Here is a 22,002-nt window from a genome sequence, read left to right as displayed (position 1 = left end):
GTCAGCCCTTGTCGGCCGCCGCGTCCGTGGACTTCGGCTTGGTCAGGTCCTTGGTCATGGACGGGGACTTGGTGTCGCCGCCGGACGTGGCGTCGGCGGTCGCCTTGTCACCGGCGTCGGAGTCGGTGTCGTCGGCCGCCGCGTCACCGGTGCCGGAGAGCTGCTTGTCCTCCGCGGCGCCGGGTTCGACGACCTCTTCGCGGCCGGGCCGCGTCCGCGCCGACACCACGAAGTAGACGACGGCGAGGACGAAGACGAGCAGCGCCGTCCAGTTGTTCAGGCGCAGGCCGAGGAACTCGTGGGCGTCGTCGACGCGCATGTACTCGATCCAGAAGCGGCCGACGCAGTACGACGCGACGTACAGCGCGAAGGCGCGGCCGTGGCCGAGCTTGAAGCGGCGGTCGGCCCAGATGACCAGGACGGCGACGCCGATGCACCACAGCGACTCGTACAGGAACGTCGGGTGGTAGGTGCCGGGGACCCGGCCGTCCTCCGCGGAGGTGATCTTCAGCGCCCACGGCAGGTCGGTCTTCTTGCCGTACAGCTCCTGGTTGAACCAGTTCCCCCAGCGGCCGATGGCCTGGGCGACGGCGATGCCGGGCGCCAGCGCGTCGGCCCACGCGGGCAGCGGGATGCCCCGGCGGCGACAGCCGATCCAGGCGCCGACGGCGCCGAAGGCGATGGCGCCCCAGATGCCGAGCCCGCCCTCCCAGATCTTGAAGGCGTCCACCCAGTCACGGCCGTCGCTGAAGTACAGCTGGTAGTCCGTGATCACGTGGTAGAGGCGGCCGCCGACGAGTCCGAAGGGCACCGCCCACACGGAGATGTCGGCCACGGTGCCGGGCCGGCCACCGCGGGCGATCCACCGCCTGTTGCCGAGCCACACGGCAACGAAGACGCCGATGATGATGCAGAACGCGTAGCCGCGCAGCGGAATCGGGCCGAGATCGACCACTCCGCGCGAGGGGCTGGGGATGTAGGCAAATTCCATGGCAGGGTCGACGCTACCGTGCCGGGCGGCGACGACGGCAGCCAGCCCCGCAACGGGTCCATAACGGGGTCCTGACACGGCCGGGCTGACGGGCGGGACGGCGGGCGGGACGGCGGCCGGGAAGAGAGCGGGCCCGGGGCGGGGCCGACACCCCCGTCCCCGGGCCGCACGAACCGCCGGACCGCCGCCCGGCTACTGGTTCGCCTTCTCCACCATGGCCTTGAGCTTCTGGGGGGTCAGCGGGTTCTGCTGGTCGCCGAAGATGTCCTTGCCGTCGAGCAGGACCGTGGGCGTGCCGCGGAGCTTGGCCTTCTGGAAGGCCTCGTGGGACTTGCCGACCCAGCTGTTGTGGGTGCCGTCGTTCACGCACTTCTTGAACGGGGCGGTGACGAGTCCGTCGACCTTGCCCGCGAGCTCGATCAGCTTGGCGTTGTCGGCGAAGGCGTCGTCGGGCTCCGGCGGCTGGTTCTTGAACAGCTCGTCGTGGTACGGAGCGAACTTGCCCGCGTCCTGGGCGCAGGCGGCGGCGTTGGCGGCGTGCAGGGAGCCGCTGCCGCCCATGTTCCCGTCGATGAGGGTCGCGAGGTGGTAGTTCACCTTCAGCATGCCCCGGGCGGCGAGGTCGTTGATCGTCGAGCGGTACATGTCCTCGAACTGCTTGCAGGCCGGGCAGCGGAAGTCCTCCCAGACCGTGAGCGTGGACTTCGCGCTGTCCTTGCCGAGCGGGATGGACAGCTTGTCCTCGCCGCTCGCTCCCTTGGGCACGACGACGGGACCCGCGGTGTCCTTCTCCTTCTTGTCGTCGCCCGCGTTGGCCGCGAGCACGCCGACGACCGCGGCCAGGCCGAGCACGCCGACGACGGCGGCGCCGACCAGGAGCGCGCGGCGCCGCTTGTCGCGCGCCTTCTGCCGCTCCCGCTCCACCGCGAGGCGTTCACGGGCCGATTGCTTACCTTCTCGGTTCTTCTCGCTCACATCGGGGCAAACGAACCGGGGAGGCCCGTGCGGCCTCCCCGGTCCCAGGTCCACCCTTACGGATTACGCGTGTTCGCGTACGCCCTTCGCAAGGTCACCCGCGAGCTCGCGGACCGCGGCGACCCCGGCCGCCTCGTCGTCGGCGTCCAGCATCCGCTGGACGAACGCCGAGCCGACGATGACGCCGTCGGCGAAGCCCGCGACCTCGGCGGCCTGCGCGGCGTTCGAGACGCCGAGGCCGACGCAGACCGGCAGTTCGGTGGTCGCGCGGGTGCGCTCCACCAGGTCCTGCGCCTGGGCGCCCACGGAGACGCGGGTGCCGGTGACGCCCATCAGCGAGGCCGCGTACACGAAGCCCGAACCGGCCGCCGTGATCGTCGCGAGCCGGGCGTCCTTGCTGCTCGGCGCGACCACGAACACCGTGGCCAGGTCGTGCTTGGCAGCGTGCTCGCGCCACAGCGCCGACTCCTGCACCGGCAGGTCGGGCAGGATGCAGCCCGCGCCGCCCGCCTCGGCGAGCTCGGCTGTGAAGCGCTCCACGCCGTAGCGGTCGATGGGGTTCCAGTACGTCATGACGAGCACCGGCTTGCCCGTGGCCGCGTGGGCCTCGCGCACCGTGCGGAACACGTCGGCGATCTTCACGCCGCCGCGCAGGGCGATGTCGTCGGCGGTCTGGATGACCGGCCCGTCCAGGACGGGGTCGCTGTGCGGCAGGCCGACCTCGACGACGTCCGCGCCGCCCTCGAAGGCCGCCTTGATCGCCTCGATGCCGCCGTCCACGGTGGGGAAGCCCGCCGGGAGGTAGGCGATGAGGGCCGACCTGCCCTCGGCCTTGGCGGCGGCGAGGGTGTCGTTCAACAGCTGGATGTTCCCGCTCACTTGGCGTCCCCCTCGATCTCGGCGTTCTCTGCGGCGGCGTCCGCGGCGACGGCGGCGTCCGTGTCGTACAGGTCGAAGTAGCGGGCTGCGGTGTCCATGTCCTTGTCGCCGCGGCCCGACAGGTTGACGATGATCAGCCCGTCCTCGCCCAGCTCCTTGCCGATCTCCAGGGCGCCCGCGAGGGCGTGCGCGCTCTCGATCGCCGGGATGATGCCCTCGGTGCGCGAGAGCAGGCGCAGGGCCTCCATCGCGGCGGCGTCGGTGACCGCGCGGTACTCGCCGCGGCCGCTGTCCTTGAGGAAGGCGTGCTCGGGGCCGATGCCCGGGTAGTCGAGTCCGGCCGAGATCGAGTAGGGCTCGGTGATCTGGCCCTCCTCGTCCTGCAGGACGTAGCTGCGCGACCCGTGCAGGATGCCCGGCTCGCCCGCGGTCAGGGTGGCCGCGTGCTCGCCGGTCTCCACGCCGTGCCCCGCCGGCTCGCAGCCGATGAGGCGTACGTCGGCGTCCGGGATGAACGCGTGGAACAGGCCGATCGCGTTGGAGCCGCCGCCGACGCAGGCGACGGCCGCGTCGGGCAGGCGCCCGGCGCGCTCCAGGATCTGCCTCCTGGCCTCGACGCCGATGACACGGTGGAAGTCGCGGACCATGGCGGGGAAGGGGTGGGGCCCCGCCACCGTCCCGAAGAGATAGTGGGTGTGGTCGACGTTGGCCACCCAGTCGCGGAACGCCTCGTTGATCGCGTCCTTGAGCGTACGGCTGCCGGACTTCACCGCGACGACCTCGGCGCCCAGCATCCGCATGCGCGCGACGTTCAGTGCCTGCCGCTGGGTGTCGATCTCCCCCATGTAGATGGTGCACTCGAGCCCGAACAGCGCGCAGGCGGTGGCCGTCGCGACGCCGTGCTGGCCCGCGCCGGTCTCGGCGATGACCCGGGTCTTGCCCATGCGCTTGGTGAGCAGCGCCTGCCCGAGCACATTGTTGATCTTGTGGGACCCGGTGTGGTTCAGGTCCTCGCGCTTGAGGAACACCCGGGCGCCACCGGCGTGTTCGGCGAACCTCGGCACCTCCGTGAGGGCGCTCGGGCGGCCCGTGTAGTTCACGAGCAGGTCGTCGAGCTCGCGCGCGAACTCCGGGTCCGCCTTCGCCTTCTCGAACTCGACGGCCACCTCGTCGACGGCGGCGACCAGCGCCTCCGGGATGAACTTGCCGCCGAACGCGCCGAAGTACCCTTCGGCGCTCGGGATCCGACCCTCCGGGTCGGGGATGAAGTACTCGCTGGGCATGTGGAACCTCGCGTGATGTGGGGTGGACTGTCGGTCACCGTATTGCGCGAGCGCCTCTGGCCGGCGGGGGTGGGGGCGGCAACTGTTCCCGCCGCTGCGCGGCGGATTGCCCCACCCGCCCACCCGTGCCCCTGGGGCCCGGGTGGCCCTGCGGACCGCCGTGCGGCGGGAGCCCTCGGCCCCGGGTGCGGGTGCGGAAGCCGTCCCGCCGCTGCGCGGCGGATCGCCCCACCCGCCCACCCGTAACTGTGGGACCCGGGTGCGGGAACGGGCCCACCCCGCAGGTGCAGGTTCTCCCACCCACCCGGGGGGGCACAGGTTCTCCCACCCATCCGAGGGCGCGGGACCTCCCAACCACCCGAAGGTGCGGGCTCTCCCAACCACCCAAGGGCGCAGGCTCTCCCACCCATCCAAAGGCGCGGGACCTCCCACCCACCCAAGCGTGCAGGCTCTCCCACCCACCCGAAGGCGCAGGCTCTCCCAACCACCCGAAGGTGCGGGACCTCCCAACCACCCAAGGGCGCGGGACCTCCCAACCTTCCGAAGGCGCAGGCTCTCCCAACCACCCGAAGGCGCAGGACCTCCCAACCACCCAAGCGTGCAGGTTCTCCCGCCCTCCCGAGGGTCAGGTTCTCCCACCCACCCGGGGTCCGGGATCCCCCACCCACCCGGGGGTCCGGGGGCGGAGCCCCCGGGTTCGGGAAGGGGCGGGGTTGGGGAAGGAAAGAATCCGCCGCCACGGCGAGCAACCCCCACCGGCGAGTTCCGGCGGTGCCGAACTCCCCGCTAGCGATGCCGCAGGCAAAGGCGCAGGCGCGCGTCGTGCGGGCGCCATCGCATGCCGTTCACCTGCCCGGGCTCGTCCCCGATGACGTACCGCACCCGCCGCCCGTGCACACGCCGAGCGGGCGCCCTGCACCCCCGCGGCCGACAGCCACGGGCAAGGCGGGCGTAAGGGTCACGGGCGCCCGAGGGCGCCGCAGGACCCATCGGCGCCGCCGACCGCACGCACGCCCGCCCGCCGTCCGGGCGCGAGCCCGGCCGGTCGGCGGCGGCGAAGAGGTCGGCGGCCATGGTCGCGGGTCAGCTCCTGCCGTGCCGCAGCGCCGGGTGCGCCCCGGCGGCGACGAGGTCGGACACGGCGCCCCGCGGGTCCCGGCCGGTGACGAGGGACTCGCCCACGAGCACGGCGTCGGCGCCGGCGTTGGCGTAGGCGATGAGGTCGTGCGGCCCGCGCACCCCGGACTCGGCGATCTTCACGACGGAGTCGGGCAGCTCGGGCGCGACCCGCTCGAAGGTGTCGCGGTCGACCTTGAGGGTCTTCAGGTCGCGCGCGTTGACGCCGATGACCCGCGCCCCCGCGTCGACGGCCCGCTCGGCCTCGTCCTCGTCGTGGACCTCCACGATCGGGGTGAGGCCGATGGACTCGGCGCGCTCGATCAGCGACTCCAGGGCGGGCTGGTCGAGGGCGGCGACGATCAGCAGGGCGAGGTCGGCGCCGTACGCCCGGGCCTCCCACAGCTGGTACGACGTGACGATGAAGTCCTTGCGGAGCACCGGGATGTCGACCTTGGCGCGGACGGCCTCCAGGTCGGCGAGCGAGCCGCCGAAGCGGCGCTCCTCGGTGAGCACGGAGATGGCGGCGGCGCCACCGGCCTCGTAGTCGGCGGCGAGCCCCGCGGGGTCGGCGATCGCGGCGAGCGCGCCCTTGGACGGGCTGGAGCGCTTGACCTCGCAGATGACCTTGACGCCGTCGCCGCGCAGCGCGGCGACCCCGTCCTTGGCCGCGGGGGCCTTCGCCGCGCGCTCCTTGAGCTCGTCGAGGCTGACGCGCGCCTGCCGCTGTGCGAGGTCGGCGCGGACTCCGTCGATGATCTCGTCGAGCACACTCACGCGAGCGGCCCCCTTCCAGGACGGTTGAATCTACGTTCAAGCAGTTTCAGAGCGGTGTTCAAGCAGTACAGCGCCACCCGGTCCGCCCTCGACGGGCTTTCCCATGGTCACTGCGATGGTATCCGCAGGAGGGCGAAGGACCCGCATCCGGTTGACGCGGGTCCCACGACCTGGACATTTGTCAGGCGTGCGGCGGAGTGCTAGGGGTGCAGCGCCCCGCCGAAGGGCAGGTTCCGTACGAGGGTGAACAGCGCCACGACGACGCCGACGCCCCACAGCTGCGCGCGGCCGAGTTCGAGCCGCAGCGGCCTGCCGCGCGCCGTCCGAAGGGCCCAGACGCCCCACACCACCGCGAACAGGCCGAAGCCCACGACGGCCAGCGCGTTGGCGCCGAGGGCCGTCGGCAGGTCGCCGTGCGCGAAGGCGTGGGCGCTGCGCAGACCGCCGCAGCCGGGGCAGAAGATGCCCGTGTGGTGCAGGAGCGGGCACGGCGGGTAGTGGCCGGGCTCGTTCGGGTCGACCGTGGCGACGTAGGCGAAGGCCGCGGTGACCGAGCCGAGCAGTCCGAGCGGCACGGCCAGGCGTCGCAGCGCCCCGGCCGGGCCCGGGGGCGCGGTGGTCGGCGGTGGTGGGGTCACCCGGGCATTGTCTCCCGCGCGGGGGCCGCGCGCCCGGGTGGTACGCCGTCGGAGGGGCGAAGTGGTCCGGCCGGGTGCCCGGGGCGCGCGAAGGGGAGCCGGAACGTGTCCGGCTCCCCTTCGCGTACGTATCTCCGCTGTCGCGGGTCAGCTCTCGGAGCTCGCCACCCGCGGCGCCCGCTGCGGCTTCTGGCCGAGGCCGGCCAGGCGCATGGCGCCGCCCACGACGCCGCCGACGAGGGTGAGGGCCATGCCGGCCCAGAAGCCGAGCGGGTTGTCCATCACCATGAAGGCGCCCGCGACACAGAAACCGATGAAGGCGATGATGACGCCGGTCCAGGCGGCCGGGGTGTGACCGTGTCCGTGGCTGCTGCCCGCCATGACTTGCTCCTCGTAGCTATGCGTGTGGGGTGGGCGCCGGTCCGGGCGGATCGCCGGTGCCGCGCCACCGTGAGTCGGACGCTCGGCTCCATTGTCCCGTACCCGCGCGTATGCCTTGAGCGCGGGGTCCCGACCCGCCCGAGCCGTCGGACGGGTTCCCGGACCGTCGGACAGGCCCTAGGCCTCGCGAGTGGGGTCCTCGCCGCGGTCGATGGCCTTCCACAGCTCCTCGGGCCGGTCCGGGTCGGGGGCCCGGCGGGGGGCGCGGGGGCGGGGGGAGCCGTCGCGTTCGTAACGGCCGGACATCGCGGGCCAGTTGCGGCCGCAGAACAGGGCGAGCAGTCCGGCGGCGAGGATCAGGGCGCCCGCGGCGACGGCCGCGTAGGGCCAGCCGGTGTGGCTGAGCCCGGCGATCTTGGAGGCCGCGTCACCGGAGGCCTCGGCGGCCTTCTCGTCCAGGGCGGCACTGTCGTTCGCGCCGAGCAGCGCGGCCACGACGGTGCCGACGCCGCTGAGCGCGAGCACCAGGGACACGAGCACCCGGCCGGTGCGGCGCACGGCGAAGACGGCGACGAGCGCGGCCAGGCCCACTATCGCGAGGGCCGCGGGCACGCCCGTGACGTCGCTGCCCTTGGCCGTCAGCGGGAAGTCGCCGCCCGCCACGGCCGCGGTGCCGTGCGCCCAGGACTGCCGGGACGCGAGCAGCGCGAGGGCGGCCCCGGCGGCGCCGAGCAGCAGGGCGGCGGCGAGGCTGCGCCGGCCGCCGCGGGGTGCGGGGTCGGCGGCCACCTGCGGCGCCCCGTCGGAAGCGGGCGACACGCCGTCGGTACGCGGTGTTGGCACTGCAGAAGTCACCCGTCCACTATCCCTCACGGCTCTCGGCGCCGTGCAGCCGGTTCGCGGTGTGGATGGCGCGCAGCACGGCGGCGGCCTTGTTGCGGCACTCGGTGTCCTCGGCGACGGGGTCGGAGTCGGCCACGACCCCGGCTCCGGCCTGCACGTACGCGGTGCCGTCGCGCAGGAGCGCGGTGCGGATCGCGATGGCGGTGTCGGAGTCGCCCGCGAAGTCCAGATAGCCGACGCAGCCGCCGTACAGGCCGCGCCGGGACGGCTCGAGCTCGTCGATGATCTGCATGGCGCGGGGCTTGGGGGCGCCGGAGAGGGTGCCCGCGGGGAAGCAGGCGGTGAGCACGTCGTAGGCGGTGCGGCCCTCGGCGACGCGGCCGGTGACCGTCGAGACGATGTGCATGACGTGGGAGTACTTCTCGATGGACATGAAGTCCACGACCTCCACGGAGCCCGGCTCGCAGACCCGGCCGAGGTCGTTGCGGCCCAGGTCGACGAGCATCAGGTGCTCGGCGCGCTCCTTGGGGTCGGCGAGGAGTTCCTCGGCGAGCGCCTGGTCCTCCTGCGGGGTGGCGCCGCGCGGCCGGGTCCCGGCGATGGGGTGCACCATGGCGCGCCCGTCCTCGACCTTGACGAGCGCCTCCGGCGAGGACCCGACGACGTCGAATCCGTCGAAGCGGAAGAGATACATGTACGGCGACGGGTTGGTGGCCCGCAGCACGCGGTAGACGTCCAACGCGCTCGCCCGGCACGGGGTTTCGAAGCGCTGCGACGGTACGACCTGGAAGGCCTCGCCCGCGCGGATGCGCTCCTTGATGTCCTCGACGGCCTCCTGGTACTGCTCGCCGCCCCACAGCGCGGTGTACGGGGGCAGTTCGGAGGGCGGGAGCGCGGCCGGGGGCTGGGAGAGTGGCCGGGAGAGGTCGGCCTCCATGGCGTCGAGGCGGGCGACGGCGTCGGCGTGGGCCTCGTCGACGCCGGTGTCCAGGTCGTTGTGGTTGATGGCGTTGGCGATGAGCAGGACCGAGCCGTCCCAGTGGTCCAGGACGGCGAGGTCGCTGGTCAGGAGCATCGTCAGCTCGGGCAGGCGCAGGTCGTCCCGCTCCCCCGGGCCGATCTTCTCCAGGCGGCGCACGATGTCGTAGCCCAGGTAGCCGACCATGCCGCCGGTGAACGGCGGCAGGCCCTCCGCGCCGGTCAGGTCGCGCGGGGTGTGCAGGGCCTCGACGGTGGCGCGCAGCGCGGCCAGCGGGTCGCCGGAGGTGGGGACGCCGACGGGCGGCTCGCCGAGCCAGTGCGCCTGCTCGTCGCGGACGGTCAGGGTGGCGGCGCTGCGGACGCCGACGAAGGAGTACCGGGACCACGATCGGCCGTTCTCCGCGGACTCCAGCAGGAACGTCCCGGGCCGCTCGGCGGCGAGCTTGCGGTAGAGCCCGACCGGGGTGTCGCCGTCCGCGAGGAGTCGGCGGCTGACGGGGATCACCCGGCGGTCGGTCGCGAGCTTGCGGAAGGTCTCCAGATCCATGGGTCCAGACCCTACTGACCCGGCGCCGGGGCGTCGGCCACGGCGAGCACGTCGGCGTCGAAGCAGGTGCGGGTGCCGGTGTGGCAGGCCGCGCCGACCTGGTCGACCTGGACCAGGACGGTGTCCGCGTCGCAGTCGAGGGCGACGGACTTCACGTGCTGGAAGTGGCCGGAGGTGTCGCCCTTGACCCAGTACTCCTGGCGGCTGCGGGACCAGTACGTGCAGCGGCCCGTCGTCAGGGTGCGGTGCAGCGCCTCGTCGTCCATCCAGCCGAGCATCAGCACCTCACCGGTGTCGTACTGCTGGGCGATGGCGGGGACCAGGCCGTCGGCGCTGCGCTTGAGGCGCGCGGCGATCTCCGGGTCGAGGCTGCTGGGCTGCGGCGATGCGGTCATGGGGCCATTGTGCCGCCCGCGCGGCGCTCACCCGGCGGACGTCCACTGTCCGGACCGGGCACCCGGTCGTAGGCTGACTCCATGTCGACCCATGCCAAGCGTGAACGACTCCTCCTCGCCGATCTGTTGGAAGCCGCCGGGCCGGACGCACCGACCCTCTGCGACGGCTGGAACACCCGCGACCTCGCGGCCCACGTGGTGGTGCGCGAGCGGCGCGCGGACGCCGCGGGCGGAATCCTGATCAAGCAGCTCGCCGGGCGCCTGGAGCGGGTGCAGGCGGAGTTCGCCGCGAAGCCGTACGAGGAGCTGATCCAGCTGATCCGTACGGGCCCGCCGCGGTTCTCGCCGTTCAACCTGAAGCAGGTCGACGAGGCCTCGAACGCCGTGGAGTTCTACGTCCACGCCGAGGACGTGCGGCGCGCGCAGCCCGACTGGACGCCGCGCGAGCTCGACCCCGTCTTCGCCGAGGCCCTCTGGTCCCGCCTGGAGCGGGTGGCCCGTGTCGTCGGCCGCAAGGCCCCGGTGGGCCTGGTCCTGCGGCGCCCCGACGGCCAGACGGCGGTGGCCCACCGCGGCACGCCCGTGGTCACGGCGACGGGTGAGCCGGCCGAGCTCCTGATGTTCGTCTTCGGCCGCCAGGAGGCGGCGGAGGTGGAGCTGCAGGGCGACAAGGACGCGATCGCGCGGCTGCACGAGACGAAGCAGCTGGGTCTCTGACCTGCGAGAACGCCTGAAGGCTGCGGCAGGCGCGGGAACGGCCTGCCACAGCCTTCAGAGTGCGCGTCGCGGCAGCGGCTCAAGAGCCACCGCTCAGGGACGACAGGAGGGGCGCGGCGTCACGACTGCGGCGGCGGCGGCTGCCCTTGGTCACCGCCGAACTGTTCCTTGAGCTTGTCCTGGGCCGTGTCGACCTGGCTGCTGTACTTGCCCTGGGTCTTGTCGTCGACAAAGTCACCGGCCTTGTCGATGCCCTGTCCGGCCTTGTCCTCGTGACCCTTGAGCATCTGCTTCAGCTTGTCCATCACAGACATCGCCGACCTCCTTGCTGTTCGTCGGTCACCTCCAGCATGGGCTCCGCGTACGCTGCGCGCATCCGCAGGACCCCGCAGTCACCGCGCGAGCTCGGCCCCACGCAGCCACCGCAGCCCCACCAGGCCACCCACGCCGGTCACCACGGCCCCCGCCACGAACACGGGACCGACGCCCCACAGCCCGATCGCGACCCCGGTGAGCGGGTAGCACAGCGGCGGCACCCCGAGCGTGAGCAGGCTCGCCACCGACGTGACCCGCCCCAGGTACGCGGGCTCGGTGACCGTCTGCAGGAGCGCGCCGCCGAGGGCCCCGCCGAGGCCGAGCAGCAGTCCGACCAGGAGCGCCGCGAGCACCGCCCCGGCGACCGACGGTACGAGCGCGAGGGCCGCGAGGGCCGCCGCCCCCGGCAGCGCCGTCCACGACAGGACGGCCCCGGCCCGCCGCACCCGCCCGCGCACGGCCACGCCGAGCGCCGCGAGCCCCGCCCCTGCGCCGAAGCCGGAGACGATCCACCCCATGCCGGTGGCGCCCCAGCCGCGCTCGTCGGCGAGGAGCACGATGCCGACGTTGCCCGGTCCGGCGAAGCCCATCTCGGTCACCGCGATGACGACCATCAGGGGGGCGAGCACCTTGTGCCCGCGCACGTACCGCAGGCCGCCGACGAGCTGCCGCCCGGCGGGCTCCGTGGTGCCCGCCCGGTCGTCGGCTGGCAGCTCGCGCACCTTCACGGCAAGCAGGAGCGGCAGCGAGAGGGCGAACAGCAGCCCCGCCACGGCGAAGCCCGCCGCGGGTCCGCCGAGCGCGACGGCCACGCCGCCCGCGGGGGCCGCCGTCACCGTCGCCACCCGCTGGGCGAGCACCTTCATCCCCTGCACCCGGGCCAGCTCCCCGGGCGCGGTGAGCCGCGGCGGCAGCGCCCCGACGCTCGGCAGGAACAGCGCGTCCACCACGCCGAAGAGCAGCGCCGCCACCACGAGCAGCCAGACCGCGGGCGTCGACGCCAGCAGGACCGCGGCCAGGGCGAGGGTCACCACGCACCGCGCGGCGTCGCTGCCGAGCACCACGCGGCGCGGCCCGAACCGGTCGGCGACGACTCCCCCGCCGAGCATCAGGGCGGCGCGCGGCACGGCGCCGGCGGCGAGCACGAGGCCGGTCTGGGCCGCGCCGCCGCTGCGGGCTGCGGCCCAGGCGAGGGCGGCGAAGTAGACGCTGTCGCCGATCATCGACGCGGTGTACGCGGCGAGCCAGCGCAGGACGTTGCCGTCGCGGTGGGCGGGTTTCCCGGTGGCCGGGGCGGTGCGTATCCGTGTGACGGTCACGGGCTGCGCTCCTCAGGTCCGGAACGGGAAGCTGTAGAGGTGCAGCGCGACGTTCTCGCGCCCTTCGTCGTCGCCCGCCTCGTGTGCGGCGTTGCCTGAGCCGACGTACTTGTGGATCACGGCCCGCAACTCGTCGGAGAGGTCGGAGAGTTCGGCGGCGGTGAGCCGGAGCAGGTGGTCGGAGCCGTCCGCCGCGGTCTGCCACTCGGGGCTCCAGGCGGGCTGCTCGTCGAGGTAGCGCAGGTAGGCGTCGGTGCGCTGGTCGACGATCAGGCGGGTCACGGCGCTGTGCGCGGCGAGCTTCTCGGGGGCGTCCTCGAAGTCCCGCCGGTGCAGGCTCAGGCCCTCCTGTGCGGGCTGCCACCAGCGCTCGCGGCCGTCGCCGCGGTGGGCGCCCCGTGCCTCCTCGATGAGGCCGTGCTCGGCGAGTTTGCGCAGGTGGTAGCTGACCAGGGAGACGGCTCCTTCGACCTCTTCGGCGAGCTGTGAGGCCGTCGCCCTGCGGCGTACGTACAGCGAGCGGTACAGCTTCAGGCGCAGCGGGTGGCCGAAGGCCTTCAGTGTGCCGAGGTCGGTGATGCGGCGGTCCTCGGGCCGGTCGCCCGCGCTCCGCGGCTCCTGCTCGGTCCTGTCGTCCTGTTCGGGCTTGTCGCTCATGCTCGTCACGCTAGACAGGAAAGGAAAGTTGCGCAATTATTTTTGCGCAACTTTCCTTTCGCATCCGTGCGCGAGAAGGCCCCGGCCACCCTGAGGTGGACCGGGGCCTGGTGGCGCGGAGCTACCGGACGGGGTGTCCCGCCGACCGCAGCGTCTCCTTGACCTCGCCGATGCGCAGATCGCCGAAGTGGAAGACGGAGGCGGCAAGGACCGCGTCCGCGCCCGCCGCGACGGCGGGCGGGAAGTGCTCAAGACGGCCCGCGCCGCCCGAGGCGATGACAGGCACGCTGACGTACTTGCGGACCGCCTCGATCATCTCGATGTCGTAGCCGTCCTTCGTGCCGTCGGCGTCCATCGAGTTCAGCAGGATCTCGCCCGCGCCGAGCTCGGCCGCGCGGTGCGCCCACTCCACCGCGTCGACCCCGGCCGACTTGCGGCCGCCGTGGGTGGTGACCTCGAAGGAGCCCGACGCCGTGCGCCTGGCGTCCACGGAGAGCACGAGCACCTGGCGCCCGAAGCGCTCGGCGATCTCGCGGATCAGGTCGGGGCGTGCGAGGGCGGCGGTGTTCACACCGACCTTGTCCGCGCCGGCCCGCAGGAGCTTGTCGACGTCCTCGGCCGTCCGCACGCCGCCGCCGACGGTGAGCGGGATGAAGACCTGCTCGGCGGTGCGGCGGACCACGTCGTACGTCGTCTCGCGGTCGCCGGAGGACGCCGTGATGTCCAGGAACGTCAGCTCGTCGGCGCCCTCGGCGTCGTACACCTTGGCCATCTCGACGGGGTCGCCCGCGTCGCGCAGGTTCTGGAAGTTGACGCCCTTGACGACGCGGCCCTTGTCCACGTCCAGGCAGGGAATGACCCGTACGGCGAGCGTCATGCGGAATCACCCTCCCCGACGGGCCCGTACGCCTCCACCTCGACCTCGACGACCAGGCTCGGGTCGACGAAGCCGGCGACGACGAGCATGGACGCGGCCGGACGGACGGCGTCGAACAGCTGCTTGTGGGCGCGCCCGACGTCCTCCACGTCCCGTGCGTGCGTCAGGTACATCCGGGTGCGCACCACGTGCTCGGCGCCGAGGCCGACCTCCTTCAGGGCGTCGAGGGCGACCTGGAAGGCGTTGAGGGCCTGCTGGTAGGGCGTGCCCGCGTCGATCGTGCCGTCCACCACGGACGCGCAGCCCGACACCAGGACCAGGCCGCCCGGGAGCGCGACGGCGCGGGCGGAGCCGATGGACTCCTCCCACGGCCCGCCCGTACCCACCCTGCGGATGGCCCCGGTCATGACGACGCCACCGCCGCGAGGGCCTCCTCCAGCGTGAACGCCTTCGCGTACAGCGCCTTGCCGACGATCGCGCCCTCGACGCCCTGGGGAACAAGCTCGGCGATGGCCCGCAGGTCGTCCAGGGACGAGACGCCGCCGGAGGCGACGACGGGGCGGTCGGTGGCCGCGCACACGTTCTTCAGGAGCTCCAGGTTCGGGCCCTGGAGCGTGCCGTCCTTGGCGATGTCGGTGACCACGTAGCGCGCGCAGCCCTCGGCGTTCAGGCGCTCCAGGGTCTCGTAGAGGTCGCCGCCGTCGCGGGTCCAGCCGCGGCCGCGCAGGGTCGTGCCGCGCACGTCGAGGCCGACCGCGATCTTGTCGCCGTGCTCGGCGATGACCTTGGCGACCCACTCGGGGGTCTCCAGGGCGGCGGTGCCCAGGTTGACGCGGGTGCAGCCGGTGGCGAGGGCGGCGGCGAGGGTGTCGTCGTCGCGGATGCCGCCGGACAGCTCGACCTTGATGTCCATGGCGGCGGTGACCTCGCGGATCAGCGCGCGGTTGTCGCCGGTGCCGAACGCGGCGTCCAGGTCGACCAGGTGCAGCCACTCGGCGCCCGACCGCTGCCAGGCCAGGGCGGCCTCCAGCGGGGAGCCGTAGGAGGTCTCCGAGCCGGACTCGCCGTGGACGAGGCGCACGGCCTGGCCGTCGCGGACGTCGACGGCGGGGAGGAGTTCGAGGGTGCTCACAGGGTTCCGATCCAGTTGGTGAGGAGCTGGGCGCCGGCGTCGCCGGACTTCTCGGGGTGGAACTGGGTGGCCCACAGGGCGCCGTTCTCCACGGCCGCGACGAACGGCTCGCCGTGCGTGGCCCAGGTGACGAGCGGGGCGCGCAGGGCCGGGTTCACCGTCTCCAGGGACCAGTCGTGGACCGCGTAGGAGTGCACGAAGTAGTAGCGCTCGTCGGCGCCGAGGCCCTTGAACAGCTCGGAGCCCGCGGAGGCGTCGACGGTGTTCCAGCCCATGTGCGGGACGATGTCGGCCTTCAGCGGCTCGACCGTGCCGGGCCACTCGTCCAGGCCCTCGGTCTCGACGCCGTGCTCGATGCCGCGCGCGAAGAGGATCTGCATGCCCACGCAGATGCCCATGACGGGCCGCCCGCCGGACAGGCGGCGGCCCACGATCCAGTCGCCGCGCGCCGCCGTCAGGCCCTTCATGCAGGCCTCGAAGGCGCCGACGCCCGGCACCAGGAGGCCGTCGGCGTTCATGGCCTTGTCGTAGTCACCGGTGATCTCGACGTCGGCGCCCGCGCGGGCCAGGGCCCGCTCCGCGGAGCGGACGTTGCCGAAGCCGTAGTCGAAGACGACGACCCGCTTACGTGGCGCGGAGGAGGTCAATTCCACACCTCCAGACGGACGACGCCCGCGATCAGGCACATGCCCGCGCCGATGGAGAGCAGCGTGATCAGGCTCTTGGACTGCTTCTGCTTGACGAAGGAGTAGACGCCGCCGAGGAGGAAGAGCCCGACGAAGAACAGCAGGGTGGAGGTACCGCTCATGGCTTACAGCGCGCCCTTCGTGGAGGGGAGGATGCCGGCCGCGCGCGGGTCCCGCTCGCTGGCGTAGCGCAGCGCCCGGGCGAGGGCCTTGAACTGGCACTCCACGATGTGGTGCGCGTTGCGCCCGTAGGGCACGTGGATGTGCAGGGCGACCTGGGCCTGGGCGACGAAGGACTCGAAGATGTGCCGGGTCATCGTCGTGTCGTACGCGCCGATCATCGGCGCCATGTTCTCCGGCTCGGTGTGCACCAGGTAGGGGCGTCCCGAGAGGTCGACGGTGACCTGGGCGAGGGACTCGTCGAGGGGGACCGTGCAGTTGCCGAAGCGGTAGATGCCGACCTTGTCGCCGAGCGCCTGCTTGAAGGCGGCGCCGAGGGCGAGGGCGGTGTCCTCGATGGTGTGGTGCGAGTCGATGTGCAGGTCGCCGTCGGTCTTGACCGTGAGGTCGAACAGGCCGTGGCGGCCGAGCTGGTCGAGCATGTGGTCGTAGAAGCCGACGCCGGTCGACACGTCGACCTTGCCGGTGCCGTCGAGGTCGATCTCGACGAGGACCGAGGTCTCCTTGGTGGTCCGCTCGACTCTGCCAACGCGGCTCATCCGCTCTGCTCCTTCTTCAGTTCGCGTACCGCATCGAGGAACGCGTCGTTTTCGGCGGGGGTTCCCGCGGACACCCGCAGCCACCCCGGCACTCCGTTGTCGCGGACGAGGACGCCGCGGTCGAGGATCCGCTGCCAGGCCGCGTGGGTGGCGCCCGGGCCCTCGAACCGCCCGAACTGCACGAAGTTGGCGTCGGACTCGGTCACCTCGAAGCCGATCGCCCGCAGCTCGGTGACCAGGCGGTCGCGCTCGGCCTTCAGCTGCTCGACGTACCCGAGGAGGGTGTCCGTGTGCTCCAGGGCGGCCAGGGCGGTGGCCTGGGTGACGGCCGAGAGGTGGTACGGCAGGCGCACCAGCTGGACCGCGTCGACGACCGCGGGGTCGGCGGCGAGGTAGCCGAGGCGCAGCCCGGCCGCGCCGAACGCCTTCGACATCGTGCGCGAGACGACCAGGTGCGGGCGGCCCTCGAGCAGCGGGAGCAGCGAGGCGCCGTGGCTGAACTCCACGTACGCCTCGTCGACCACGACGATCGACGGCTTGGCGGCCTGCGCGGCGTCGTACAGCGCGACGACCGTCTCGGCGGAGACGGCGTTGCCCGTGGGGTTGTTGGGGGTGGTGATGAAGACGACGTCCGGGGCGTTCTCGGCGATGGCGCGGGCCGCCGCCTCGGGGTCGATGGTGAAGTCCTCGCGGCGGGGGCCCGAGATCCAGCCGGTGCCGGTGCCGCGGGCGATCAGGCCGTGCATCGAGTACGAGGGCTCGAAGCCGATGGCCGTACGGCCCGGGCCGCCGAAGGTCTGCAGGAGCTGCTGGATGACCTCGTTCGAGCCGTTGGCCGCCCACACGTGGGCGCGCGTCACTTCGTGGCCGCCGGTGCGGGTGAGGTAGCGGGCGAGCTCGGTGCGCAGCTCCACCGCGTCCCGGTCGGGGTAGCGGTTCAGGTCGCGGGCGGCCTCGCGGACGCGCTCGGCGATGCGCTCGACCAGCGGCTCGGGCAGCGGGTAGGGGTTCTCGTTGGTGTTCAGGCGGACGGGGACGTCGAGTTGAGGCGCGCCGTACGGGGACTTGCCGCGCAGCTCGTCCCGGACGGGGAGGTCGTCGATGCTCACGTCGCTCACTGGCCGGGCACCTTCCATCCGCTGTGCCAGTCCTGTTCGCCTTCGGCAAAACGCGCCTTGACGGCGGCGCCGTGCGCGGGCAGGTCCTCGGCCTCCGCGAGCGTCACCACGTGGTGGGCGACGTCGGCCAGGGCCTCGCGGGTGTAGTCCACGATGTGGATGCCGCGCAGGAAGGACTGGACGGACAGGCCCGAGGAGTGGCACGCGCAACCGCCCGTGGGCAGCACGTGGTTGGAGCCCGCGCAGTAGTCGCCGAGGGAGACCGGCGCCCAGGGGCCGACGAAGATCGCGCCCGCGTTCTTGACGCGGTCGGCGACGGCGGCGGCGTCGCGGGTCTGGATCTCCAGGTGCTCGGCGCCGTACGCGTCGACGACGCGCAGGCCCTCGTCCGGGCCGTCGACCAGGACGATCGCGGACTGCCTGCCCGCGAGGGCCGGGGCGATCCGGTCCTCGACGTGCTTGGTCGCGGCGACCTGCGGCTCGAGCTCCTTGGCCACGGCGTCCGCGAGGTCGGTGGAGTCGGTGACGAGGACGGCGGCGGCCAGCGGGTCGTGCTCGGCCTGGCTGATCAGGTCGGAGGCGACGTGCACCGGGTCGGCGGTGTCGTCGGCGAGGATCGCGATCTCGGTGGGGCCGGCCTCGGTGTCGATGCCGATGCGGCCGGTGAAGTACCGCTTGGCGGCGGCGACCCAGATGTTGCCGGGGCCCGTGACCATGTTGGCCGGGGCGCAGCTGTCCGTGCCGTACGCGAACATCGCGACGGCCTGGGCGCCGCCGACCGCGTACACCTCGTCGATGCCGAGGAGCGCGCAGGCCGCGAGGATCGTCGGGTGCGGCAGGCCGCCGAAGTCGGCCTGCGGCGGGGACGCGAGCGCCATGGAGGCGACGCCGGCCTCCTGCGCGGGCACGGCGTTCATGATCACGGAGGACGGGTAGACGGAGCGGCCGCCGGGTGCGTACAGGCCGACGCGCTCGACCGGCACCCACTTCTCGGTGACCGAGCCGCCGGGGACGACCTGGGTGGTGTGCGGGGCGCGGCGCTGGGCGCGGTGGACGGTGCGGGCGCGGCGGATGGACTCCTCCAGGGCCGCGCGGACGTCCGGGGCGAGGCCGGCGAGGGCCTCGGTGAGCGCGGCGGCGGGCACGCGGACGTGCTCCAGCTTCACGCCGTCGAACTTCTCCGCGTACTCGATCAGCGCCGCGTCGCCGCGATGATGCACGTCCTCGCAGATCGGCCGCACCTTCTCCAGGGCGGCAGCGACGTCGAAGTCGGCACGGGGCAGCAGGGCGCGCAGGGCGTTGCCCTCGGGGAGGGCGTCGCCGCGCAGATCGATTCGAGAGATCACATGGCCAATTCTCTCAGACGGCCATCGGCGGCCGGTCGCCCGTATCAGTGGCTGATACAGGCCCCCCGGACCCGGACGTTCCACCCGGCGAATTAACGGACGGCCGTGTTCACCACTAGCGTTCAGCCGGTCACGGAGCGGGCATGAACAGGTGCACGAGACACGAGTGCACCGGCGAACACAACGGGAGGACACCAGCAGTGGTCGACGACACCGGCATCGGGGACCCGCCGGACGGGCTGACCGCAGCGGAGATCGGCATGTGGCAGGCGTTCCGCAACGGCAGCGTGTACGACCTGCGGTCGGGGGACGCGGCCGAGGACGACCCGCACGGCGGGTATCCCTGGGGCCCCGAGCGCAGCGTCCGGGCCCGCATCGTGTGCTGGCTGCTGCTCGACGGCCCGCCCGCGCTCGCGGGCCGGGTGTCGTCCCTGAAGCTGGCCGGGGTGCAGATCACGGACGTGCTCGACCTGGCGGGCGGCACGGTCGTGCCGTACACGGAGCTGAAGGGCTGCCGGTTCGAGAAGGAGATCCTGCTGCCCGAGGCGCGCTTCACCACACTGCGCCTGGTCGACTGCTCCATCCCGCGTCTGGAGGCCGCCCGCCTGCACACCGAGGGCGACCTGCACCTGCCGCGCTGCCGCCTGCACAACGGCATGCGGCTCACCGACGCCCACATCGGCACGGACCTGCTGCTCAACCAGGCCGTGGTCTACCGCGACCGGCGCGGCCGCTCGATCATGGGCGACGGCATGACGGTCGGCCAGGACCTCCAGGCCGAGATGCTGGAGTCGCACGGCGAGCTGAGCCTGCGCGGCGCGAAGGTCGGCGTCAGCCTGAGCCTGCGCGGCAGCCGCCTCGCCAACCCGTACAGCCGCCGCGCCCTGAACGCGCCCCAGCTGACCGTCGAGCGCACGCTGTACCTGACCCCGGCGGGCGTCGGCAACCCCCCGCAGACCAGCGGCACGACGCCCGCGCGCGGCACCCGCGTGCAGCGCTTCGAGTGCGAGGGCGGCATCCGCCTGGACGACGGGCGCTTCGGCGACGCGGTGGATTTCGGCCAGGCCCGGTTCACGTTGCAGAACGACCAGGAGGTGTCGCTGCGCCGCGTCCAGACGCCCGAGCTGCGCTTCCTGTCCGAGGCGCCGCGGCGCGGCAAGATCGTGCTGTCCGGCGCGCGGGTGGTGAACCTGATGGACCGCGCCTCCAGCTGGCCGGGGCCCGGCAACCTGCAGATGGGCGGCTTCACGTACGAGAACCTCATCCCGCAGGGCAGCTTCCCGCTGTCACGGCGCCTCGCGTGGGTGGCGGCGGCCACCGCCGAGTACAACCCCGAGCCGTACGAGAAGCTCGCCACCGTCCTGCGCAACGGCGGCGAGGACGCCGACGCCCGCGAGGTCCTGCTCGCCAAGCAGCGCCGCCGCCGTGAGACCCTGCCCCCCGCCGCCAAGCTCTGGGGCTACGCCCAGGACTGGACGGTCGCCTACGGCTACCGCCCCGGCCGGGCCGCACTGTGGATGGCCGTCCTGTGGGCCGCGAGCGCCATCGCCTTCTCCCGCGCCGACCACCCCCCGCTCAAACCCGGCGAACACCCCAACTGGAACCCCTCCCTCTTCGCCCTCGACCTCCTCCTGCCCGTCATCAACCTCGGCCAGGACAGCTACTGGCAACTTCGCGGCGGCTGGCAGTGGCTCGCCGCCGCCCTGATCCTCCTCGGCTGGATCCTGGCGACGACGGTGGCGGCGGGGGCCACGCGGTTGCTGCGGCGGAGCTGAGAGGGCCGGGGGCCTTGGGGGACGGGGTGGGCCGGGGGTCGGGTAGGCCGGAAGGGGTGGCTGGGGCGCCGGGGTCTGGGAGGTGGGCCGGACGGTGGTACCGCTCCATGCCGAAGCCGAGCCCGGCGGTCGTGCCGAGCAGGGCGGCTCGGGGGCACCCACACCGCCGCCCACCGCAGGTCGGCGTGCGGCGGCCGGGCCGGGCTGCCGCAGCCGGGCGGGGCCGGGGTGCCGAGCGGGCCCGCGTCGAGGCGGCCCGCACCGCCCGCCACGGGCCCGGTGCGCCGGAGCCGGACCGGGGGTGTGCGCCGTGCGGGCGCCCGCGCTTCGCGGCTGAACCGTTATCCGGCGGGGGGCAACCATCGGCCCATCTCGTCCGTCAACACACGCGACCAGCAACAGACCGCTCGCGGACCACGAGCGGGTCGCAGCACCGACCACGACACCGGCCACGGCGACCGGCGCCCCGCCCCACGCAGCGGCGCCGGTCGGGGCGCGAAGGGGGACAGCCAGATGCCGCTGCTGCGCGCCTTCGTCCGGACCGCCCGCATGATCCGGCACACCCCGCGCCTGGCCGACGGCCTGACCCCCGACGACGAAGTGCTGCTCGACGTGCCGGACGACCGGCTCGGGCCCGCCCTGGTCGCGGCGGGGCGGGGCGAGTACGGCCCGGCCGCCAAGCTGCTCGCCACCACCCGTGAGGCCGCCGAGTGGGAGAACCGCGACCGGTACGCGACCCGCCTCGCCGCCTTCGCCCGCTCCCGCTCCGAGTGGTTCGACGACTGGCTGTCCGCCACCCCGCACGACCCGGACGCGCTGCTGCTCAAGGCCGAGCTGGCCGTCGTCCGCGGCTGGGAGTCGCCTGCCCGCGCGGAGCTCCTGCGCGAGGTCAGCCCGCTGCTCACGGCCGCGGCCGACGCCGACCCGCGCGACCCGGTGCCGTGGCGCATCGCGCTCGACCACGCCCGCGGCACGCACGCCTCGCACACCGAGTTCGAGGAGCTGTGGGCACAGGCGGTGCGCCGCTCCTCGTACCACTACGGCTGCCACGCCTCGGCCCTGATGTACCTGTCGGCGGACTGGTACGGCTCGCACACCGAGTGCTTCCACTTCGCGGAGCGGGCGGCGGCCGACGCGCTGCCCGGCTCGCTGATACAGGCACTGCCGGTGCGCGCCGCGTTCGCCTACCTCACCAGCGCCGCCGGGAACCTGCCGCGCGAGCGCCTCGACAAGGCGGCCGACCTGGCCATCGCCCTGTCGGGTGAGTACGCCGCCGCCGACCCCTGGCCGGCCGAGGTCCGCAACCTCCTCATGTACGTCCTGATCCGCCTGGAGCGCTGGCACGACGCCCTCGACCAGCTCCGCCTGATCGGGCCGTACGCGACGTCGTTCCCCTGGGACCGCCTGTCCGACGACCCGCTCGGGCAGTTCCTGGAGCTGAGGGACGGGGTGCGCATAGAGGTCGCCGCACGGACCCCGCTGCGCCCGCGGCAGGGCGACGCGGACGGCCGGGGTCCCGGCGGCCGTTAGGCTTT

At 73.2% G+C, this 22,002-nt stretch carries 25 protein-coding genes; 3 read left to right on the top strand and 22 right to left on the bottom strand.

The features are described 5' to 3' along the window. Position 1: 1 nt before the first annotated feature. The 11 genes from lgt to hisI all read right to left on the bottom strand — a co-directional run bounded on the left by lgt (position 2) and on the right by hisI (position 9,806). Complete coding sequence (lgt, locus tag AB6L24_RS09460) at positions 2-991, bottom strand: prolipoprotein diacylglyceryl transferase (RefSeq protein WP_405654122.1); 990 nt, start codon at positions 989-991, stop codon at positions 2-4. A 192-nt stretch (positions 992-1,183) separates the two neighbouring features. Beyond that, on the bottom strand, positions 1,184-1,966 hold the full coding sequence (locus AB6L24_RS09455; protein WP_405654120.1) for a DsbA family protein: 783 nt from the start codon (positions 1,964-1,966) through the stop codon (positions 1,184-1,186). A 63-nt stretch (positions 1,967-2,029) separates the two neighbouring features. After that, positions 2,030-2,845 (bottom strand): tryptophan synthase subunit alpha, encoded by an 816-nt coding sequence (gene trpA, locus AB6L24_RS09450; protein WP_405654118.1) that lies wholly within the window; start codon positions 2,843-2,845, stop codon positions 2,030-2,032. Further along, complete coding sequence (gene trpB, locus AB6L24_RS09445) at positions 2,842-4,128, bottom strand: tryptophan synthase subunit beta (protein ID WP_405654116.1); 1,287 nt, start codon at positions 4,126-4,128, stop codon at positions 2,842-2,844. The genes trpA and trpB overlap by 4 nt, the downstream gene beginning before the upstream one ends. 786 nt (positions 4,129-4,914) lie before the next feature. Beyond that, entirely contained in the window at positions 4,915-5,202 is a 288-nt protein-coding gene (gene trpM, locus AB6L24_RS09440) for a tryptophan biosynthesis modulator TrpM (protein WP_405654114.1), read from the bottom strand. Positions 5,203-5,211: 9 nt separating this feature from the next. After that, positions 5,212-6,021 (bottom strand): indole-3-glycerol phosphate synthase TrpC, encoded by an 810-nt coding sequence (trpC, locus tag AB6L24_RS09435; RefSeq protein ID WP_405654112.1) that lies wholly within the window; start codon positions 6,019-6,021, stop codon positions 5,212-5,214. Positions 6,022-6,221: 200 nt separating this feature from the next. Then, positions 6,222-6,659 (bottom strand): DUF2752 domain-containing protein, encoded by a 438-nt coding sequence (locus tag AB6L24_RS09430; RefSeq protein ID WP_405654110.1) that lies wholly within the window; start codon positions 6,657-6,659, stop codon positions 6,222-6,224. A gap of 147 nt (positions 6,660-6,806) precedes the next feature. Continuing rightward, positions 6,807-7,040, bottom strand: a complete 234-nt coding sequence (locus AB6L24_RS09425; RefSeq protein ID WP_030361629.1) for an HGxxPAAW family protein — start codon at positions 7,038-7,040, stop codon at positions 6,807-6,809. A gap of 177 nt (positions 7,041-7,217) precedes the next feature. Then, positions 7,218-7,895: a TIGR02234 family membrane protein gene (locus AB6L24_RS09420; protein ID WP_405654108.1), complete on the bottom strand. Its 678-nt coding sequence runs from the start codon at positions 7,893-7,895 to the stop codon at positions 7,218-7,220. A gap of 7 nt (positions 7,896-7,902) precedes the next feature. Beyond that, positions 7,903-9,411 carry an anthranilate synthase component I gene (locus AB6L24_RS09415; RefSeq protein ID WP_405654106.1) on the bottom strand — a complete coding sequence of 503 codons (1,509 nt, stop codon included), beginning with the start codon at positions 9,409-9,411 and terminating at the stop codon, positions 7,903-7,905. An 11-nt stretch (positions 9,412-9,422) separates the two neighbouring features. Continuing rightward, on the bottom strand, positions 9,423-9,806 hold the full coding sequence (hisI, locus tag AB6L24_RS09410) for a phosphoribosyl-AMP cyclohydrolase (RefSeq protein WP_380834371.1): 384 nt from the start codon (positions 9,804-9,806) through the stop codon (positions 9,423-9,425). An 81-nt stretch (positions 9,807-9,887) separates the two neighbouring features. Between hisI and AB6L24_RS09405 the strand changes: the two genes are divergently transcribed. After that, complete coding sequence (locus tag AB6L24_RS09405) at positions 9,888-10,523, top strand: TIGR03085 family metal-binding protein (protein ID WP_405654103.1); 636 nt, start codon at positions 9,888-9,890, stop codon at positions 10,521-10,523. Positions 10,524-10,642: 119 nt separating this feature from the next. Here AB6L24_RS09405 and AB6L24_RS09400 read toward each other — a convergent pair whose 3' ends face one another. The 11 genes from AB6L24_RS09400 to hisD all read right to left on the bottom strand — a co-directional run bounded on the left by AB6L24_RS09400 (position 10,643) and on the right by hisD (position 18,692). Beyond that, entirely contained in the window at positions 10,643-10,837 is a 195-nt protein-coding gene (locus AB6L24_RS09400) for an antitoxin (protein ID WP_405654101.1), read from the bottom strand. A gap of 78 nt (positions 10,838-10,915) precedes the next feature. Beyond that, positions 10,916-12,157 carry an MFS transporter gene (locus AB6L24_RS09395; RefSeq protein WP_405654099.1) on the bottom strand — a complete coding sequence of 414 codons (1,242 nt, stop codon included), beginning with the start codon at positions 12,155-12,157 and terminating at the stop codon, positions 10,916-10,918. A 12-nt stretch (positions 12,158-12,169) separates the two neighbouring features. Continuing rightward, positions 12,170-12,814: a winged helix-turn-helix domain-containing protein gene (locus tag AB6L24_RS09390; RefSeq protein WP_405654097.1), complete on the bottom strand. Its 645-nt coding sequence runs from the start codon at positions 12,812-12,814 to the stop codon at positions 12,170-12,172. Between the two features lie 121 nt (positions 12,815-12,935). Beyond that, on the bottom strand, positions 12,936-13,691 hold the full coding sequence (hisF, locus tag AB6L24_RS09385; protein ID WP_405654095.1) for an imidazole glycerol phosphate synthase subunit HisF: 756 nt from the start codon (positions 13,689-13,691) through the stop codon (positions 12,936-12,938). Next, a complete protein-coding gene (locus AB6L24_RS09380; protein ID WP_405654093.1) occupies positions 13,688-14,098 on the bottom strand; it encodes a Rid family hydrolase in 411 nt (136 codons plus the stop codon). Before AB6L24_RS09380 ends, hisF begins: the two co-directional genes overlap by 4 nt. Beyond that, positions 14,095-14,823 (bottom strand): bifunctional 1-(5-phosphoribosyl)-5-((5-phosphoribosylamino)methylideneamino)imidazole-4-carboxamide isomerase/phosphoribosylanthranilate isomerase PriA, encoded by a 729-nt coding sequence (priA, locus tag AB6L24_RS09375; RefSeq protein WP_405654091.1) that lies wholly within the window; start codon positions 14,821-14,823, stop codon positions 14,095-14,097. The genes AB6L24_RS09380 and priA overlap by 4 nt, the downstream gene beginning before the upstream one ends. Beyond that, on the bottom strand, positions 14,820-15,470 hold the full coding sequence (gene hisH / locus AB6L24_RS09370) for an imidazole glycerol phosphate synthase subunit HisH (protein ID WP_405654088.1): 651 nt from the start codon (positions 15,468-15,470) through the stop codon (positions 14,820-14,822). Before hisH ends, priA begins: the two co-directional genes overlap by 4 nt. Continuing rightward, positions 15,467-15,631, bottom strand: a complete 165-nt coding sequence (locus AB6L24_RS09365) for a hypothetical protein (protein ID WP_030361641.1) — start codon at positions 15,629-15,631, stop codon at positions 15,467-15,469. Before AB6L24_RS09365 ends, hisH begins: the two co-directional genes overlap by 4 nt. 3 nt (positions 15,632-15,634) lie before the next feature. Further along, the gene (hisB, locus tag AB6L24_RS09360; protein WP_030361642.1) at positions 15,635-16,228 is read right to left on the bottom strand and encodes an imidazoleglycerol-phosphate dehydratase HisB; all 594 of its coding nucleotides are present in this window, start codon (positions 16,226-16,228) and stop codon (positions 15,635-15,637) included. Continuing rightward, positions 16,225-17,346 carry a histidinol-phosphate transaminase gene (locus tag AB6L24_RS09355; RefSeq protein ID WP_405654085.1) on the bottom strand — a complete coding sequence of 374 codons (1,122 nt, stop codon included), beginning with the start codon at positions 17,344-17,346 and terminating at the stop codon, positions 16,225-16,227. The genes hisB and AB6L24_RS09355 overlap by 4 nt, the downstream gene beginning before the upstream one ends. Then, positions 17,343-18,692 carry a histidinol dehydrogenase gene (gene hisD / locus AB6L24_RS09350; RefSeq protein WP_405654083.1) on the bottom strand — a complete coding sequence of 450 codons (1,350 nt, stop codon included), beginning with the start codon at positions 18,690-18,692 and terminating at the stop codon, positions 17,343-17,345. Before hisD ends, AB6L24_RS09355 begins: the two co-directional genes overlap by 4 nt. 260 nt (positions 18,693-18,952) lie before the next feature. On the opposite strand from hisD, the gene AB6L24_RS09345 reads away from it, so the two are divergent. Further along, on the top strand, positions 18,953-20,467 hold the full coding sequence (locus tag AB6L24_RS09345; protein WP_380839728.1) for an oxidoreductase: 1,515 nt from the start codon (positions 18,953-18,955) through the stop codon (positions 20,465-20,467). 513 nt (positions 20,468-20,980) lie between these two features. After that, positions 20,981-21,997, top strand: coding sequence for a hypothetical protein (locus tag AB6L24_RS09340; protein ID WP_405654081.1), 1,017 nt, complete (start codon positions 20,981-20,983; stop codon positions 21,995-21,997). Positions 21,998-22,002: the final 5 nt, after the last annotated feature.

The organism is Streptomyces sp. RK9 (assembly GCF_045070545.1).
Lineage (GTDB): Bacteria > Actinomycetota > Actinomycetes > Streptomycetales > Streptomycetaceae > Streptomyces > Streptomyces alboflavus.
Note: the sequence above shows the minus strand (reverse complement) of the source record. Positions and strands in the feature narration are given on the sequence as shown.